This window comes from Zooshikella ganghwensis DSM 15267 (assembly GCF_000428585.1).
Classification (GTDB): Bacteria; Pseudomonadota; Gammaproteobacteria; order Pseudomonadales; family Zooshikellaceae; genus Zooshikella; species Zooshikella ganghwensis.
In genome coordinates this window covers 1-16,485 of the sequence record NZ_AUAF01000112.1, presented here as the reverse complement: position 1 = coordinate 16,485, position 16,485 = coordinate 1, and the positions used below count along the sequence as shown (strand labels likewise).

The window sequence follows — 16,485 nt, the reverse complement described above, 5'->3', positions numbered from 1 at the left end:
CTGTTTAATTATCCTGATGACATACGCAAAGCGATTTATACAACGAATGCCATTGAATCACTCAACAGCGTCATCCGAAAAGCGATTAAAAAGCGTAAATTGTTTCCAACGGATGATGCGGCAAGAAAAGTTATTTTCTTAGCGATTCAGGATGCATCAAAAAAGTGGACAATGCCGATTCGAAATTGGAAAGCGGCGTTAAATCGATTTATGATTGAGTTTGAGGATCGACTTAGACCCTATATTTAAAACTGGGCGGATACACAGAAATATTTACAGGGTCGCACAGCGTTGTATAATATTTTGTTTTTGAGAGGCTATAGAATTTACTTCACTTTTACTACGTTGTTCAATGTCAGTTTCTTTTATAAATTCATCATATATTTCATTAACCAACCCAGTACCAAAAATAATCTGAAACTGTCCAGCGTTCGCAAAACAACCTTTTACACTATCAAGTCGATCAATTGCGACTTTATCTCCTTTTGTATCATCATGAAGAACCAGTCTTAACCGTGTTGCACAATGTGTTGCACTTGCTATATTTTCAACGCCACCCAATAAAGGAATTAGTTTTTTTACAACCTCAGCAGTATTCATCAGGCTACTCCTCTCAGTCTGAAGTCGATTTAATTTTTTACTTTAATAGCCATTTACTTCTTATATTTCAGGTATATCCTTCACTAATTATTTTTAGGTTTTCTTATCCAGACACTTAATAACCACCGCACCTAAAAATCTTTCGCTGTAGATATAGATAACTCTTTAATTAACAATTTTCGTGTTGGAAGTGCTGTCATTGCCCCTTTTTCTGAAATAACTAATCTTCCACAAGCATTTGCCCATACCATAGCTTCGCTTATTGTTTCCTCTGTATACCAGTGATCTTGTTTAACCAATATCGCTAATAAACCACCAACAAATGCATCTCCAGCCCCAGTTGTATCAACAGCACTCACTTCTCTTCCTTTGTATAACACAGGGGCTTTACCTTTAACGCAAAGTAATGCTCCGTCCTTTCCTTGTGTGACAATAACGAGAGGAATGGCGATCGATTCCAACTTATCTAGAGCTATTTTGAGGTCACTCGCTTCTGTTAACCAAAGCAGCTCTTCTTCAGAAAACTTCACAACATCAGCGACTAAAAGCACTTGCTTTATCACATCCCTCATTTCTTCAGGACATAACCAAACCTCATGACGCAGGTTAGGATCAAAGGAAACATAACCGCCAACTTTTCGAATAGCCTGTATTGCATTAAAAGCTGTTGAGCGACTAGGCTCATTCGCAAATGCATTTGAACAACAGTGTAGCCAGTCACCTTTTGAAAAGCTGGGGAGGTCCTTAAACTCAAGAAATTGATCAGCACTTGGCTTCACCATAATGCTGAAAGTTCTTTCACCATGTTCATCCAAGTTAATAATGACCGTCGAGGTACTATAATTCGCATCAAAAGAAAGGTATTTTGTATTTACCAGCTCTTTTTCTAGGATCGATTTCATATATTGTCCAAGAGGGTCCTTGCCTACTCGACCTATAAAATTGCTCCTACCCCCTAAACGTGAAACACCCACAGCTACATTAGCAGGTGCTCCCCCAGGACACTTAAGATAGTGATCTCTTCCTTCTGGGATAAGGTCTACTACGGCATCTCCCAATACCCATAACTGGTTACTCATTAACACTCCAATACAGATCAATCATAAGCTAAGCATACTAAAACGGTTTAGCAGCGCAATACTATTATGCTTAATCGATTAAGTTTTGTGAAGAGGGAATCTATTTCAAACCTTATTCGGTTTGCTTCATACTTGATGGCATTTCTTTTGCTGGATAAAGAGAGTTGCGCTTTTATTCCATAGACGCAGTTTCGCTCACTGAAATATAAATCTCACTTTGTACTTTAAAGCGCGTGATTTATATTTCAGTGAAAATCAGAGCAGATGGTTCGATGACACAAAAGGCGCTTTCTCCCAATGCTGGTGACGCCCTTTGACTACATCGTAAATATTTCTTTAGAAGTGAGATTACCAGTAAGGCTTGGCACCTTCACCCCACCAGCGTCTACCTGGCCTCTTATCTGTGTGAATGAACTGTTTATAAAAGCCAAATGTACTAAATCCAGCTTGCTGCAGTGCTTTATATACTTTTTGTCTATCCGCACCTGTTAGACTGATATCAAAAGCAATTTTAAGATGCTCACTATTAACTGCACCACCCACTTTTTTATTATGTTTAACACAACGATGAGCACTATTTAGCCCAAAGGTTTTAACAGCAATATCCATTGCCTTCTGCAGCATATTTAGTGATTGTGTACAGTGAAAATACTCACCACAACATTTACACGCTAAATGCTCAATCGAAATATCCAACCATGGCCATCTACCTTTAAAGTCATGGTAATGATTATATAAACCATCTGATTGGCCATCGCCATGTTGAGCTTTTGAGCTGTTATTTGAGGTAGCGTTTCCACCAGCCGTTGCAGCTGGAGTATTTGGTGAATTTTCTGTGGATACTTCTTCTGTAATAGTGTCTGATTTATGTTGGTTCCACCAGCTAGCCACATCAAAACATGGACATGCTTTACTCACACCAGGAAAGTCTCTATGGCCTAAGACTTCGGCCTGTGGAAAACGATTTATTAGTTTATGCACTAAATAATTAAGCGTAGTAAATTGCTTCTGTGTATATGTACTTGCTGGCTTGCCATTTCTCAACCCACCTATCAAACAAATACCAATACTGTTTTTATTATGACCTTTGATATGAGCACCTGCTTTTTTTATTGAGCGGCCTTTATCCAACGTTCCATCAAGACAAATAACATAATGATAACCAATATCCTGCCAACCATTATCTCTTACATGCCAACGTTTAATATCAGCAGCTCGAAAGGCTTTTCCTTCTTCTGTTGCACTACAGTGAATAACAATATGTGTTATTTTTCTACCAAACTCTTCTTCGCTGGCTTTTTGTTTTTGGACATCACTTTGATTGTCTGAAGTCGTGCTTTGCGGCTGTTGGACATTACCTGGAATATTGATTTCATCACCAGGGCGAATAACATCAGGATTGATAATCTGTGGATTTGCTTTGATAAGGTCAGCTAAAGAGATACCAAGGCGTTTAGCAATATCCCAAAGTGTATCACCAGAAACAACCTTATACATCTCTGTTGCGGTAGATGTGCCACTTGCTCCACCGCTACCAACAGTAATTGTCGGTGAACCAGAGATAATAACACCACCATGTGCGGTCTTACTGCCTACATGTGCAATAGGCTGTCCATTGACTAATATATTTGGAATACCTTCAGCAATGGTGTCATCACAAGCTGTTTTGTCTCCCATTCGAGCAACAGAAACACCATTGAAAAAAACATTGGGTGAGCCCGTACTAATTGCGTTGGGTTTATGATCATCACAAGCGTTCATATCACCTACACGAGCTACGGGTTTACCAGACATAACACTTCCTATTTTTACATCTTAAAGGATCATAAAAGCAGTTATACTTTTGCACTAGGTATAACTTGCAGAGCTGTGATCTTATAAAATTTAGAAACTGATAAATGCAAAGTTTTGTATTAATGTGAGCTTAATTCACTCATATAATCTTTGTTTTTTATCCCACTAATGAATTATTTACGATTATGCGTCCTCTAGAAGAACTTTTACGTTTGAATAAAAACATCAGAGCTATAGGGTTCGATGACGCTCCTTTTCAGAAAGAGCGGGGTAGTTCTGTCAATATCTCAGGAATAATCTGCGCTAATACACATTTTGAAGGTATGCTCTGGGGAGAAGCGACAAAGGATGGAGTTGATGCAACACATGTCTTAATAAACATGCTTAAAAACAGTAAGTTTTATCCACAAATCCATGTTGTATTAACTGATGGAATAGCGATAGGTGGTTTTAATATTATTGACTTACCTTTATTAAGTGCAGATTTACAACGACCATGTATTGCTATTATGCGAAAGCTTCCTGATTTAGAACGGATTGATAAAGCACTTCATGTTTTTTCTGATTATCAAGAGAGAAAAAAATTACTTGAAGATGCAGGTAAAATTTATAAGCACGATAAACTTTACTTTCAAGTAGCTGGGTGCTCACCTATGACTGCAGAGAAAGTCATAGACAAGCTGATTGCCCAAGGCAATGTCCCTGAAGTCCTCCGTTTAGCTCATCTAATTGGTGCTGCGGTAAAAACAGGTCAAAGTACAAATAGAGCCTGAGCCAGTACAGATAAACCGCTAACGACTTTAATCAACCTTTTTAGCAAGACTACTTTCCAATGCAGAATGAGCCAAAAATTTTGCCTAATAGATCATCGGAGGTAAACTCTCCAGTTATTGTATTTAGCTCATTTTGAGCAAACCTCAAATCTTCAGCGAGTAGCTCACCTGCACCATAACCCGACAGTTGTAACTGACCATTACATAAGAATTCTTTGGCTTTATGTAATGCCTGCAAATGTCGCCTACGTGCAGTAAACCCACCTTCTGTACTGCCTGTAAACCCCATACATGCCTTGAGATGCTCTTTCAATAAACTGATTCCTTTACCATCCTTTGCGGATAGTCCAATCACAGGCAGCTTTTCATTCGTAATGTACTGTTCAGCACGCTCTTCCGTTAAGTCAATTTTGTTACGAACTACAGTTATTTTTTCAGGATGAGGCAGTTTATCCACAAACTCAGGCCAAATTAGGTGAGGGTCAATCGCACTTGTTGTGCTGCTATCAACCATTAACAGAACACGATCAGCCTGAGCTATTTCCTGCCAGGCCCGTTGAACACCTATTTGCTCCACAGCATCATCGCTTTCACGTAAACCCGCTGTATCAATGATATGTAATGGCATACCCTCTATATGGATATGTTCACGAAGTACATCTCGTGTTGTCCCTGCTATATCAGTAACGATTGCAGTGTCTCTTCCAGCAAGTGCATTTAACAAACTTGACTTACCTGCATTAGGTCTACCTGCAATAACGACTGTCATGCCTTCCCGCAAAATTGCTCCCTGGTTAGCTTCCTTCAATACTGAATCAAGCTGGGTAATGATGCCTTGTAAATCACTTGCAACTTTTCCATCAGCCAGGAAATCAATTTCTTCTTCAGGAAAATCAATAGCTGCTTCAACGTACATTCGTAATTGAATGAGTTTATCCACAAGCTTTCGAATTTTCTGAGAAAAGACCCCTTGTAGTGAGCGCATTGCACTTTTCGCTGCAGACTCAGAAGCACTTTCTATTAAATCTGCAATGGCTTCAGCCTGAGTTAAATCAAGCTTGTCATTTAGAAATGCTCGCTCAGAAAACTCTCCAGGATTAGCAAGTCGAACCCCATAACTTAACACCTCATTTAAGAGCATATCTAAGACAACAGGCCCTCCATGCCCTTGTAGCTCTAAAACATCTTCACCAGTAAAAGAGTTTGGTCCAGCAAAAAATAGACCAAGCCCTTCATCAATAACATCACCAGCCTGACTAAAAAATGGGCCATAATGGGCATAACGAGGTTTAATAGTTTTGCCTAAAATCTTACTCATAATATACGTAGACTTAGGGCCAGAAACACGAATGATGCCAACACCGCCTCTACCAGGAGGAGTGGCAATAGCCGTAATCGTATCAGGTATGTAGTTTGTTGCAGTCATTGTTGCGTTCTTTTGACAGCTTGTTAACAACAGTAATTTTAGAGTAACACCTAAATTAGCTTAAGCCAGAAACTAAAAGGCCTCGGTCATTGCCGAGGCCTGTGGATAACTCTGTGAGTAAACAGTGTATCAACTAGAACTTTCAGCTTGACGCTCAATTCGACGAGTGATGATCCACTGCTGCAATATTGATAACACGTTGTTCACTACCCAGTACAAAACTAATCCCGCCGGGAACCATAAAAAGAACACGGTGAAAATTACTGGAAGCAGCTTCATTACTCTGGCCTGAGTCGGATCAGGAGGCGTTGGGTTAAGCTGCTGCTGAACAAACATTGATGCGCCCATGATTAATGGAAGAATAAAGTATGGATCCATCTGAGATAAGTCATTAATCCATCCTAACCAAGGCGCCTGACGTAACTCTACTGATTCCAAAAGAACCCAGTACAAAGCAATGAATACTGGCATTTGGACAAGTATGGGTAAACATCCCCCCATTGGATTCACTTTTTCTTTTCGATAAAGCTCCATCATGGCTTGAGACATTTTTTGGCGATCATCACCAAACTTCTCTTTCAGCTCCTGCATTTTTGGCGCAATTCGACGCATATTAGCCATAGAGCGGTAACTAGCGGCTGATAGAGGGAAAAATGCTAGTTTGACCATAATTGTCAGGATGATAATCGACCAACCCCAATTAGGAATTAAACTGTGAATAAAGCCCAGCAGTAAAAACAAAGGCTTAGCTACAAACCATAGAATGCCGTAGTCTACCGTTAACTCCAGCCCATCAGTTAAAGCTTGTAACTTATCCTGAATTTTTGGTCCAACATAGAGAGTTGCACTTGCCTCACCCTGTTCTCCTGGCGCTAAAACAATGGGGTTATTCATATCAACCATACTAACGATATACTGTGACTGCCCACTTAGTTTTACTTCTCGGGTGGAGTACTCAATAGGGTTATCATGTTTTGGTACCCAGGCAGCTACAAAGTAATGCTGTAAAATTGCAGCGTATCCACTAGCCACATTCTCTTTATAAGGTTCTTCAGCAAACTCATCGAAAGGTAGCTTCTTGTATTTCTCTTCATTCGATTTTACCGCAGCACCAAGGTAAGTATTAAAACTGGTAGCACCTTGAGTGGAACTGGGGTCTGGTGAATTATCCCGCTTTAACTGTGCATAAAAAATCGCTTTCCAAGAGTTGGAAGACTTATTATTAACAACATAATCAAGATCCACAGCATAGTTATTTCTATGGAATGTATAACGTTTAACTAACTCAACGCCTTCTTTTGTTGTTAAGGAAAGATCAACAACTAACTGCTCTTCTCCATCCTTTAGCTGGAACGCTGAATTCTTAGCAGAATATAAAGGAGTACCTTTACTATTGGGACCATTTTTACCCACAAGGCCACTTTGAGCTATAAAGGTCCGCTGCTTGGAGCTTTCCAGAATTGTAAAAGGCTCAGGAGAAGGATTTTCTTCGGAAGGGAGCGTTACAGGGTAATCAAGTAGTGAGACTTTGATAATATCACCACCCTCAGGGTTAATCTCAATATAGAGCTTATCTGTGGTGACTTTTATCAACTGTTGATTTGACTCAGCAACACTTGTTGGTGCTTTAGCTATTTGAGGCGCATCCCCTGTTGAGTCGGAGACTGTTGGTGCATCAGCATTGTCTACAGTTGTTGTTGAGTCAGCTTCAGGTATTAAGCTAGTTACACTTGCTGTTTGCTCAGCAGTAACACTGTGCTGGTTAAAATCTTGATTCCACTGCAGGATCATTAAATATCCCACAACGACTAAGCCAGCAATGATTAAAGTTCTTTGCAAATCCATGGTTCAAGGGCCAAACGTTGTAGTTAATAAAATATTATCCCAATGTAGGTCTGAACGTTACATATCCAGCTGCAATGGAAACTCGTGATTATACGAAAAAAAGTTGTTTTACTGCCAACCTAAAGTTGTCGTTTTAGTGTTCTTTTAGCTTAGGTCAACAGGCCCCCTTTAGCGCATAAGCATCTGTTAAAGGTATTTTTGGGTTGCAGCACGCTTATTCAAACGCTGCCATGACTGACGAAGGAGGCCAAATATTTGTTCATTTTCCAGTTCAGTCAACCCTGGCCGAGCCAAGATTACAATATCTAATGCAGGAAGCTGGTTATGAGTAAGTCGATATGACTCTCGGAAAAGACGTTTAATACGGTTTCTTTGAACTGCTTTTTTAGCAATTTTTTTAGATACAATCACCCCTAAACGAGATTGTTCTGATTTTGAGGGGGAAGCTAACATCAAAAGGAATTTGTGCGGCACTCTGATACTACATTGATCAAAGACACAACGATAATCAGCTGATGTTAAAAGCCGAAACCGTTTTGGAAATACCTGCCGCACGCGATTAAAGCCTGACAGCTTAAGCAGCTAATTGCTTGCGCCCTTTTGCACGACGACGTTTTAGAATTTGACGTCCATTTTTGGTAGCCATGCGTGCACGGAAACCATGAGTGCGTTTACGCTTTAGACAACTAGGTTGAAATGTTCTTTTCATAGCTCACCTACTAGCAGTAATCACTAACCTTTGAGTTAGTTAAAGAGCAGGTTAACAATGAACCGGGCTCTTGTGGATATAGTTTAAGGCGCGTAATTCTAGAGAATATCTAGGCAATCGTCAATTTGATCTGAATAATATTTATAGGTCCAGTGAATAACTTCCTTAAATAACAGGATAAGTCGTGACCTGTGCATAGTTTAGACCTTAAACACGGCTACAGCTCTACTAAATTGAGTATCAAACACTTTCTTTTACATTTCTTATGCTCCTTTCTGCACACTTCATTGATAAATGTTTTTTCTTCTTAAGCTTTCATATTAATAAAATTAATTAAATATATATATATGATATTTTTTATTTATTTGTTGTTATTGTTATTTATTATAGACAAGCAATGTTGTGGGTAAGTCTACTATTTACAATAAAATCAATTAATTACTCAAAGTATAACATTGTTAAAAACACGGGAATTATCTGTCAGTTACTTGAGTATTACTGGTGTATAACCTGTACACTGTTTTGATGTGAATAAAAAACCCCAAGATACCCACAGGATAATCATCTTTATAATAACAATTTATCCACAGAGTTATTAAGAGAGGATTTTTCTTCAAAATCAGATGATAAAATTTCACTTTATCCACAAAAAGTGCTTGATTAATCAAGTATATCAGGGTGTACACAGTAAATAAGATAAAATTTGCATTAGGGTGTGGATAACTAGGTTGGATAAGTATAGAATTAACACGCTAACTGATGCTTATTAACAACTCAGCTGTTTTTGAGGGGATTATTCTGTGCCACTAGCTCTCTGGCAACAGTGTCTTGAAACATTGCAGGATGAATTGCCATCACAGCAATTCAATACCTGGATCCGCCCATTAAAGACAGAAGTCCTTGAAAATGGTGGGTTAGTTTTGATTGCCCCTAATCGTTTTGTTAAAGACTGGGTGCAAGAAAAGTTCTTGAAACGTATTGAAGAAATTCTAAATGATTGGTCTGAAGGCTTTGCTCCTATTGTCACATTAGCTGTCGCTAACCGAACACAGAGCTTTTTATCAAACAGAAATAGTCACTTATCTCGACCTGTTTCTCGAAGTGGAGATATGTCAAGTTCTCCATCACAAAATGTTTCTAGCTCAAGACAGGTACTTAATAGTACTAATGTAAAGCCAACGGTAGCTATAGAAAATACGCTCAAAGACATGGTGGATGTTAAAGAAACTAAGCTTGTTGGCAGTGTTTCTCCAACCCCTTCATTAGATAAAGATACGACTGATTACGATTCCTCTTCTCCCCTACTTAGAAAGCAGTCTACCCGAGCAGCGAATGAATCGAGGTCTTTGAAAGAAAAAGTTCTCAAAGATTCTATTTTACCTCCAGTCAATCATTCATTGCTTGCTGAACTTGAAGATAATTTAACGGCTCAGTCCCCAACACCTGTTATTGTCAGCTCAAGTAAAAAAGTTACGGAGCGTCAAGTTGATGTAGAAGGTGGATTAAAGCACAACAGTTCTTTAAATGAAGATTTTATATTTGAAACATTTGTTGAAGGAAAATCTAATCAATTAGCGCTTGCAGCTGCAAGACAAGTAGCTGAAAACCCCGGAGCTGCGTATAACCCGCTTTTCTTGTATGGTGGTGTTGGTCTTGGTAAGACACATTTGATGCACTCTGTGGGTAACTATTTAGTGCAGCAAAATTCCTCTGCGAAAGTCATTTATCTTCACTCAGAACGTTTTGTCGCAGATATGGTTAAGGCATTGCAGCTTAATGCAATAAATGACTTTAAGCGTTACTACCGCTCTGTTGATGCTTTGTTGATTGATGATATCCAATTTTTTGCCGGCAAAGAGCGGTCTCAGGAAGAGTTTTTCCACACTTTTAATGCATTACTAGAAGGTGGACAACAAATGATCCTTACTTGTGATCGGTATCCGAAAGAGATATCTGGGCTGGAAGAGCGCTTAAAGTCGCGTTTTGGTTGGGGTTTAACTGTTGCTGTTGAGCCACCTGAGCTTGAGACTCGAGTAGCCATACTGATGAAAAAAGCGGAGCAGATTAAGGTCAATTTGCCACATGACTCTGCTTTTTTTATAGCACAACGTATTCGCTCAAATGTTCGTGAGCTGGAAGGAGCTCTCAAGAGAGTGGTTGCCAGTGCTAAGTTTATGGGACGTGATATTACCCTCGATTTAATTAGAGAGTCTTTAAAGGATTTATTAGCGTTACAAGACAAGCAAGTTAGCATTGATAATATACAGCGTACTGTTGCTGAATATTTCAAGATTAAGATTTCTGATATTTTGTCAAAGCGAAGAAGCCGTTCTGTTGCAAGGCCTCGCCAAATTGCTATGGCACTTTCAAAAGAACTGACAAATCACAGTCTACCTGAAATAGGTGATGCTTATGGGGGACGTGATCATACGACAGTGTTACATGCGTGTCGTAAAGTCAAAGAGCTTACAGAAGCTGATGCAGAAATAAGAGAAGACTATAAAAACTTATTACGATTATTAACAACTTGATTCTTCTATTTTTTAAGCTCTCATTGGTTAATCTCCATGTTAGTGAAGGCGAGAGAACAGAATTATGAAATTTACAGTCACTCGAGAAGCATTACTTAAACCACTCCAACTTGTAACTGGTGTAGTTGAACGCAGACATACTCTACCTGTGTTATCAAATGTATTGATGGTTGTTGAAGGTGATCGCTTATCACTGACTGGTACTGATTTGGAAGTAGAGTTGATTGGCCGAGTTAACTTACAGCAAGGTGCTGAAGATGGAGAAATAACGGTTCCTGCAAGAAAGTTAATGGATATTTGTAAGTCATTACCGGATGATGCCATTATTGAGTTTAAGCAAGATGATTTGCGAGTTATTGTAAAAGCAGGTCGTAGTCGCTTTACCTTATCTACCCTTCCTGCGGCAGAATTTCCCAGTATTGATGAAGATCCTGGTTCTATTTCATTTAGTGCTGATAAGCATATGCTTCGATCACTCATCGATAATACTGGCTTTGCCATGGCTCAGCAGGATGTTCGGTATTACTTAAATGGTTTGTTGCTTGAGTTAACGGACGAGCATGTAAGAACGGTTGCAACAGATGGTCATAGATTAGCAATGTGTACGAGCAACCTGCAGCGTGAGGAAAGTGCTACTGATAGGCTCCAGGTAATTGTGCCAAGAAAAGGTATTTTAGAGTTTGCTCGAATTTTGACAGATGGAGCAGAAACTGTAGATATTTTGCTCGGTTCAAACCATATGCGTGCAGTAACAGGTGATTATACGTTTACTTCAAAGCTTGTTGATGGAAAGTTCCCAGAGTATGAGCGAGTTTTGCCACGAGGTGGTGATAAAGAAGTAATTGCTGATAGACAACTACTGAGACAAGCACTAAATAGAGCCGCTATTTTATCTAATGAAAAGTATCGTGGCGTACGTTTAACATTTGCACCAAATCAGTTAACTATCATTGCAAATAATCCAGAGCAAGAAGAAGCACAAGAAGAGTTGCCTGTTGATTACCAAGGAGAAACTTTAGAGATTGGCTTTAATGTTTCGTACTTGTTAGATGTACTTTCTGTTATCTCTGGTAAATCAGTTAAAATTACCCTTTCAGGTCCAGATCGTAGTGCACTGGTTGAAGACTCAGAAGGTGGTGAGTCTTTATATGTCGTAATGCCTATGCGGTTATAATATGCCTATTGACCATCTTCAGATTGCAGGTGTGCGTAACCTAAAATCGGTGGTCATAGAGCCCTCACCTACCATTAATATTATCTCTGGTATTAATGGTAGTGGAAAAACCTCAATCCTAGAGTCAATTCATTTATTAGGTCTTGCTCGCTCATTTAGAAGTGCAAAAATTCAGCCAGTAATTATGCATGGCGAGAATGCTTGCACGGTTTTTGGTCGGCTCGAAAATGGAAATCCTCTAGGGATCCAACGCTTGGTTGATGGGGAGTTATTGATAAAATATGCAGGCAAGCGACTTTTCTCTGTAGCTGATTTAGCAAGTAAGCTTCCCTTAATTGTCATTGCTCCAGATACATTTCAACTGCTATCTGGGTCACCTTCCTTGCGACGCCAATTTATAGATTGGGGTGTGTTCCACGTGGAACATAATTTTCTAACCTATTGGAAAAACACAAGAAAAGTACTTAAACAAAGGAATAATCTGCTTAAAAATGCTACAATTACTTCCCCTCAAGTGGCTTCATGGGATATTACTTTAGTAGAGAATGCAAATAAAGTTGATCAATTTAGAGCACTTTATTTAAATCAACTTAAAGAAGTTTTTCATCAGATAGTAGATAAACTTATTAATGTAAGTGATCTAAGTTTGTCTTACTATCGTGGTTGGGATAAAGAAAAAGACTATAGTGAAATTTTAAAGCTTAACTTTCAAAAGGATAAAAAGTTTGGTTTTACAAGTCTAGGTCCTCATAAAGCAGACTTGAAAATTAAAGTAGGTAACAAGCTGGCAATTGATGTGCTTTCAAGAGGACAGCAGAAGATAATAGTTTGTGCCTTAAAAATTGCACAAGGTTTTTTGTTTCTGAACCAGATACAAAGATCTTGTATTTTTTTGATAGATGATCTGGCTTCAGAGCTTGATCAACACTTTAGAAATAATATTTGCCAACTATTAGAAAACAGTGGTGCACAAGTTTTTATCACAGTTATAGATACTGATTCAATCATTAATAGTTGGAAGGATAAATCTAAAGTGAGATTGTTCCACGTGGAACATGGTCAGGTAAAAGAAATGCAGCCATAACGATGTTTGTATAGGAGCATAAAATATGGCGGAAAATAATTACGATGCATCTAACATTAAAGTGTTAAAAGGTTTAGATGCTGTTCGTAAGCGGCCTGGTATGTATATTGGTGATACTGATGATGGTACTGGGTTACACCATATGGTGTTTGAGTTAGTTGATAACTCGATAGACGAAGCTCTAGCTGGCTTTTGCTCCGAGGTTGAAGTCATTATTCATACAGATGACTCAGTGACAGTTAAAGATAATGGAAGGGGCATTCCTGTAGATATCCACGAAGAGGAAGGTGTTTCTGCAGCAGAAGTCATCATGACTGTACTTCATGCAGGAGGAAAGTTTGATGATAACACCTATAAAGTTTCTGGAGGACTTCATGGTGTTGGTGTTTCGGTTGTAAATGCACTTTCAAAGTACCTAAGGCTGACTATACGTAGAAGTGGAAATGTACATGAACAAATTTATGAACATGGCATTCCAAAAGCACCACTGACAATTGTTGGTGAAACAGATACTACAGGTTCTGAAGTTCAGTTTTACCCCTCAGAAGAAACATTTTCAAATATTAGCTTCAGCTATGATGTTTTAGCCAAGCGTCTGCGAGAGTTATCCTTTTTAAACTCAGGTATATCTATACGTTTGTTTGATGAAAGAACAACGAAAGAAGATATCTTTAAGTATGATGGTGGATTAAAAGCTTTCGTTGAGTACTTAAATCAAAATAAAAACCCACTTAATCAAGTTTTTCACTTTACACATCAGCGTGAAGATGGAGTGGGTGTTGAAGTGGCAATGCAGTGGAATGATGGTTTTCAAGAAAGTATTTACTGCTTTACCAATAATATCCCACAACGTGATGGTGGAACTCACTTAGCAGGTTTTCGAGCTGCACTTACACGTACTCTAAATCAATATATTGATAATGAAGGTGTATTAAAAAAGCAAAAGGTAAATACGACAGGTGATGATGCAAGAGAAGGTTTGACTGCAATTGTCTCCGTTAAAGTACCTGATCCGAAATTCTCCTCACAAACAAAAGATAAGTTAGTATCCTCAGAAGTAAAAAGTGCCGTAGAGCAAGAAATGAACCGCGCACTTAATGACTATTTACTTGAAAATCCACAAGATGCTAAGGCTGTCGTCAGTAAGATGGTTGATGCTGCTAGGGCTAGAGAAGCAGCAAGAAAAGCCAGAGAAATGACCCGCCGTAAGGGTGCTTTAGATATTGCTGGCTTGCCTGGAAAACTTGCTGATTGTCAGGAAAAAGATCCTGCACTTTCTGAACTGTATATTGTGGAGGGTGATTCAGCTGGAGGTTCAGCTAAACAGGGTAGAAACAGAAGAACGCAGGCAATTCTGCCTTTGAAAGGAAAAATTCTAAACGTAGAAAAAGCCCGTTTTGATAAAATGCTTTCCTCAGCAGAAGTGGGAACACTCATTACGGCTCTTGGCTGTGGAATTGGCCGGGAAGAGTTCAGTATCGATAAATTAAGATACCACAATATAATTATAATGACTGATGCGGATGTTGATGGATCACATATTCGCACGCTGCTATTAACATTCTTTTTTAGGCAAATGCCTGAAATACTCGAAAGAGGGCATATCTATATTGCTCAACCTCCACTATACAAAGTTAAACGAGGTAAACAAGAGCAGTATATTAAAGATGATGATGCTTTAAGTAGTTACTTAACAAACTCTGCACTTGAAGGTGCTTGCCTATTCCCGTCAGAAGATACTCCTCCTATCCAAGGAGAGCAGCTCGAAAAGCTAGTACTTCAATACCGTAAAGTTCGCCAGTCAATTGAGCGTTTATCACGTCTTTATCCTGAAGAAGTGCTTGACCGTTTAATTTACCTGAAACCTATAAATGAAGACTCTTTAAGAGATAAAGCATTTATGGAAGAGTGGTCTGAAACTCTTTCTCAGCAGCTAACTTCCTTAGTTGGTGAGGGTAAGATTTATCAGGTAAACCTTGTAGAAGATAAAGAACATCATTACTGGCTACCAAAATTAACTATGATTAATCATGGTGTTGATTACAAATACACAATTAGTTTTGAGTTTTTTAACTCAAAAGATTACAGATTGATTGTAGAGTTAGGCAAAGCTTTACAAGGTTTACTCTCAGAAACTGCACTTATGCAAAAAGGAGAGAGAAAGAAAAATATTAGCAGTTTTGACGAAGGATTAAGCTGGTTGATGAGTGAGTCGACAAAGCGTCACTATATCCAACGTTATAAAGGACTGGGCGAGATGAATCCAGAACAGTTGTGGGAAACAACAATGGACCCCGAAACTCGTCGTATGCTTCAGGTTACCATTGAAGATGCAATTGCAGCAGATCAGATCTTCACGACACTAATGGGAGATCAGGTAGAGCCTCGTAGAGACTTCATTGAAAGTAATGCTTTAAATGTTGCAAATCTAGATGTTTAAATAAATATCCTTCATTTGGGTATAAAAAAACCGGGTATTATTTACCCGGTTTTTTTATTTTACAGAATAGATATTCATTAAATATTGATAATTTTATGCGCATTTGCAAGCCAACGTTGTAGCTCATTTTTTTCTGAAAATTTTAAATCGGCATTACTAATAGCATGTGATAAAGGTATATTATGAATTTTATCGGCAACGCGCTCATGTAGCTCTGGTAAGAAAATTTCAGAGCCACCTGTATTTAAAAATTCTTGACGAGTTTGAGAATTGTCCCATCGATAAAATTTATCCTCGTCACCATAAAAGCCATTTTTAATGACGGCTTTTTTGTAGGTTATATCTCCTAGATCTTGCTGGGCTTCTTTTAGTAGGATAATTGAATCTTTCAACCTATTCATTACCCAGTATAAGATAAACTGTCTTTTGAGTGTTCTAAGAGCTTCTTTAAAAGTAGCCGCCTCTTGTCTTATGACCCCACCTACTCCAGCGGGTAATGATACTATAAGATCCACATCAGGATTATCTGCCATAATATCCATTAGATCCATCCAGCCTTCATGGCGATGCAGATTGACAGGTATGACATCAGCAAGCTTATGCCAAACTCTAGCAACGTCAGGATTTCGAGAGTCTGATTCAATAACAATGGGCTTTGCTTGTTTTAGATTGACTTGAAAGTCAATAAATAGATTGGCAGCAAATGACTTTCCAACACCGCCCTTATCACCATGAAAAAAATATATAGGCTCTATATGGATTCCTAGGGGGTAGCATATAATACAACCAAAGATGTATTATGCACGTCTATTTGGGTAAATTAAGTCAGTAATAAGCAAAGAATGATCAATATCAAACAACTGGTAAATGATGAGCAATGCTACCAGTTTATTCGTCAGAGACGTTGGCCTGATGGCGTCAGCTGCCCTCACTGCCAGTCTCAACAAGTAGAAGGCAATGGTAATCATCAAAAGCAAATTGCCCGAAAACGTTATCGCTGCCTAGCGTGTCATCGGGGATTTGATGACCT

At 38.8% G+C, this 16,485-nt stretch carries 15 protein-coding genes; 7 read left to right on the top strand and 8 right to left on the bottom strand.

The annotated features are described in order from the left end of the window. Window positions 1-249: transposase (locus F607_RS0119185; RefSeq protein WP_027709385.1), on the top strand; the 249-nt coding region annotated here is incomplete at its 5' end. Between the two features lie 24 nt (window positions 250-273). Here F607_RS0119185 and F607_RS0119180 read toward each other — a convergent pair. The 3 genes from F607_RS0119180 to F607_RS33680 form a co-directional block, all read right to left on the bottom strand. Beyond that, window positions 274-600: a glucose PTS transporter subunit EIIB gene (locus tag F607_RS0119180; RefSeq protein WP_027709384.1), complete on the bottom strand. Its 327-nt coding sequence runs from the start codon at window positions 598-600 to the stop codon at window positions 274-276. Window positions 601-731: 131 nt separating this feature from the next. Beyond that, window positions 732-1,679, bottom strand: coding sequence for an aminoimidazole riboside kinase (locus tag F607_RS0119175; protein ID WP_038291840.1), 948 nt, complete (start codon window positions 1,677-1,679; stop codon window positions 732-734). Window positions 1,680-2,027: 348 nt separating this feature from the next. Beyond that, window positions 2,028-3,473, bottom strand: coding sequence for a PAAR domain-containing protein (locus F607_RS33680; RefSeq protein WP_084611329.1), 1,446 nt, complete (start codon window positions 3,471-3,473; stop codon window positions 2,028-2,030). A 185-nt stretch (window positions 3,474-3,658) separates the two neighbouring features. On the opposite strand from F607_RS33680, the gene F607_RS0119160 reads away from it, so the two are divergent. Further along, the gene (locus F607_RS0119160) at window positions 3,659-4,246 is read left to right on the top strand and encodes an endonuclease dU (protein ID WP_027709382.1); all 588 of its coding nucleotides are present in this window, start codon (window positions 3,659-3,661) and stop codon (window positions 4,244-4,246) included. 49 nt (window positions 4,247-4,295) lie between these two features. Here the strand turns inward: F607_RS0119160 and mnmE are convergent, their stop codons facing one another. The 4 genes from mnmE to rpmH form a co-directional block, all read right to left on the bottom strand. Next, window positions 4,296-5,672: a tRNA uridine-5-carboxymethylaminomethyl(34) synthesis GTPase MnmE gene (mnmE, locus tag F607_RS0119155; RefSeq protein WP_027709381.1), complete on the bottom strand. Its 1,377-nt coding sequence runs from the start codon at window positions 5,670-5,672 to the stop codon at window positions 4,296-4,298. A 129-nt stretch (window positions 5,673-5,801) separates the two neighbouring features. Further along, the gene (yidC, locus tag F607_RS0119150; protein ID WP_027709380.1) at window positions 5,802-7,517 is read right to left on the bottom strand and encodes a membrane protein insertase YidC; all 1,716 of its coding nucleotides are present in this window, start codon (window positions 7,515-7,517) and stop codon (window positions 5,802-5,804) included. A 186-nt stretch (window positions 7,518-7,703) separates the two neighbouring features. Continuing rightward, window positions 7,704-8,072 carry a ribonuclease P protein component gene (gene rnpA / locus F607_RS0119145; protein WP_038291838.1) on the bottom strand — a complete coding sequence of 123 codons (369 nt, stop codon included), beginning with the start codon at window positions 8,070-8,072 and terminating at the stop codon, window positions 7,704-7,706. A 19-nt stretch (window positions 8,073-8,091) separates the two neighbouring features. Further along, a complete protein-coding gene (gene rpmH, locus F607_RS0119140) occupies window positions 8,092-8,226 on the bottom strand; it encodes a 50S ribosomal protein L34 (RefSeq protein ID WP_027709378.1) in 135 nt (44 codons plus the stop codon). 800 nt (window positions 8,227-9,026) lie between these two features. On the opposite strand from rpmH, the gene dnaA reads away from it, so the two are divergent. The 4 genes from dnaA (at window position 9,027) to gyrB (ending at window position 15,455) form a co-directional block, all read left to right on the top strand. Beyond that, window positions 9,027-10,757: a chromosomal replication initiator protein DnaA gene (gene dnaA, locus F607_RS0119135; RefSeq protein ID WP_027709377.1), complete on the top strand. Its 1,731-nt coding sequence runs from the start codon at window positions 9,027-9,029 to the stop codon at window positions 10,755-10,757. 64 nt (window positions 10,758-10,821) lie between these two features. Next, complete coding sequence (gene dnaN / locus F607_RS0119130; RefSeq protein WP_027709376.1) at window positions 10,822-11,931, top strand: DNA polymerase III subunit beta; 1,110 nt, start codon at window positions 10,822-10,824, stop codon at window positions 11,929-11,931. A 1-nt stretch (window position 11,932) separates the two neighbouring features. Continuing rightward, complete coding sequence (recF, locus tag F607_RS0119125; RefSeq protein ID WP_027709375.1) at window positions 11,933-13,015, top strand: DNA replication/repair protein RecF; 1,083 nt, start codon at window positions 11,933-11,935, stop codon at window positions 13,013-13,015. Window positions 13,016-13,040: 25 nt separating this feature from the next. Further along, window positions 13,041-15,455, top strand: a complete 2,415-nt coding sequence (gene gyrB / locus F607_RS0119120) for a DNA topoisomerase (ATP-hydrolyzing) subunit B (protein ID WP_027709374.1) — start codon at window positions 13,041-13,043, stop codon at window positions 15,453-15,455. 77 nt (window positions 15,456-15,532) lie between these two features. Here the strand turns inward: gyrB and F607_RS0119115 are convergent, their stop codons facing one another. Further along, entirely contained in the window at window positions 15,533-15,997 is a 465-nt protein-coding gene (locus tag F607_RS0119115; protein WP_027709373.1) for a hypothetical protein, read from the bottom strand. A 300-nt stretch (window positions 15,998-16,297) separates the two neighbouring features. Between F607_RS0119115 and F607_RS0119110 the strand changes: the two genes are divergently transcribed. Further along, a partial coding sequence (locus F607_RS0119110; protein ID WP_027709372.1) for a transposase occupies window positions 16,298-16,485 on the top strand: 188 nt, incomplete at its 3' end.

Coding starts and splice junctions, on each gene's coding strand:
- F607_RS0119180 (WP_027709384.1), bottom strand. CDS start 600: ATGAATACTGCTGAGGTTGTAAAAAAACTAATTCCTTTATTGGGTGGC.
- F607_RS0119175 (WP_038291840.1), bottom strand. CDS start 1,679: ATGAGTAACCAGTTATGGGTATTGGGAGATGCCGTAGTAGACCTTATC.
- F607_RS33680 (WP_084611329.1), bottom strand. CDS start 3,473: ATGTCTGGTAAACCCGTAGCTCGTGTAGGTGATATGAACGCTTGTGAT.
- F607_RS0119160 (WP_027709382.1), top strand. CDS start 3,659: ATGCGTCCTCTAGAAGAACTTTTACGTTTGAATAAAAACATCAGAGCT.
- mnmE (WP_027709381.1), bottom strand. CDS start 5,672: ATGACTGCAACAAACTACATACCTGATACGATTACGGCTATTGCCACT.
- yidC (WP_027709380.1), bottom strand. CDS start 7,517: ATGGATTTGCAAAGAACTTTAATCATTGCTGGCTTAGTCGTTGTGGGA.
- rpmH (WP_027709378.1), bottom strand. CDS start 8,226: ATGAAAAGAACATTTCAACCTAGTTGTCTAAAGCGTAAACGCACTCAT.
- dnaN (WP_027709376.1), top strand. CDS start 10,822: ATGAAATTTACAGTCACTCGAGAAGCATTACTTAAACCACTCCAACTT.
- recF (WP_027709375.1), top strand. CDS start 11,933: ATGCCTATTGACCATCTTCAGATTGCAGGTGTGCGTAACCTAAAATCG.
- gyrB (WP_027709374.1), top strand. CDS start 13,041: ATGGCGGAAAATAATTACGATGCATCTAACATTAAAGTGTTAAAAGGT.
- F607_RS0119115 (WP_027709373.1), bottom strand. CDS start 15,997: ATGGATATTATGGCAGATAATCCTGATGTGGATCTTATAGTATCATTA.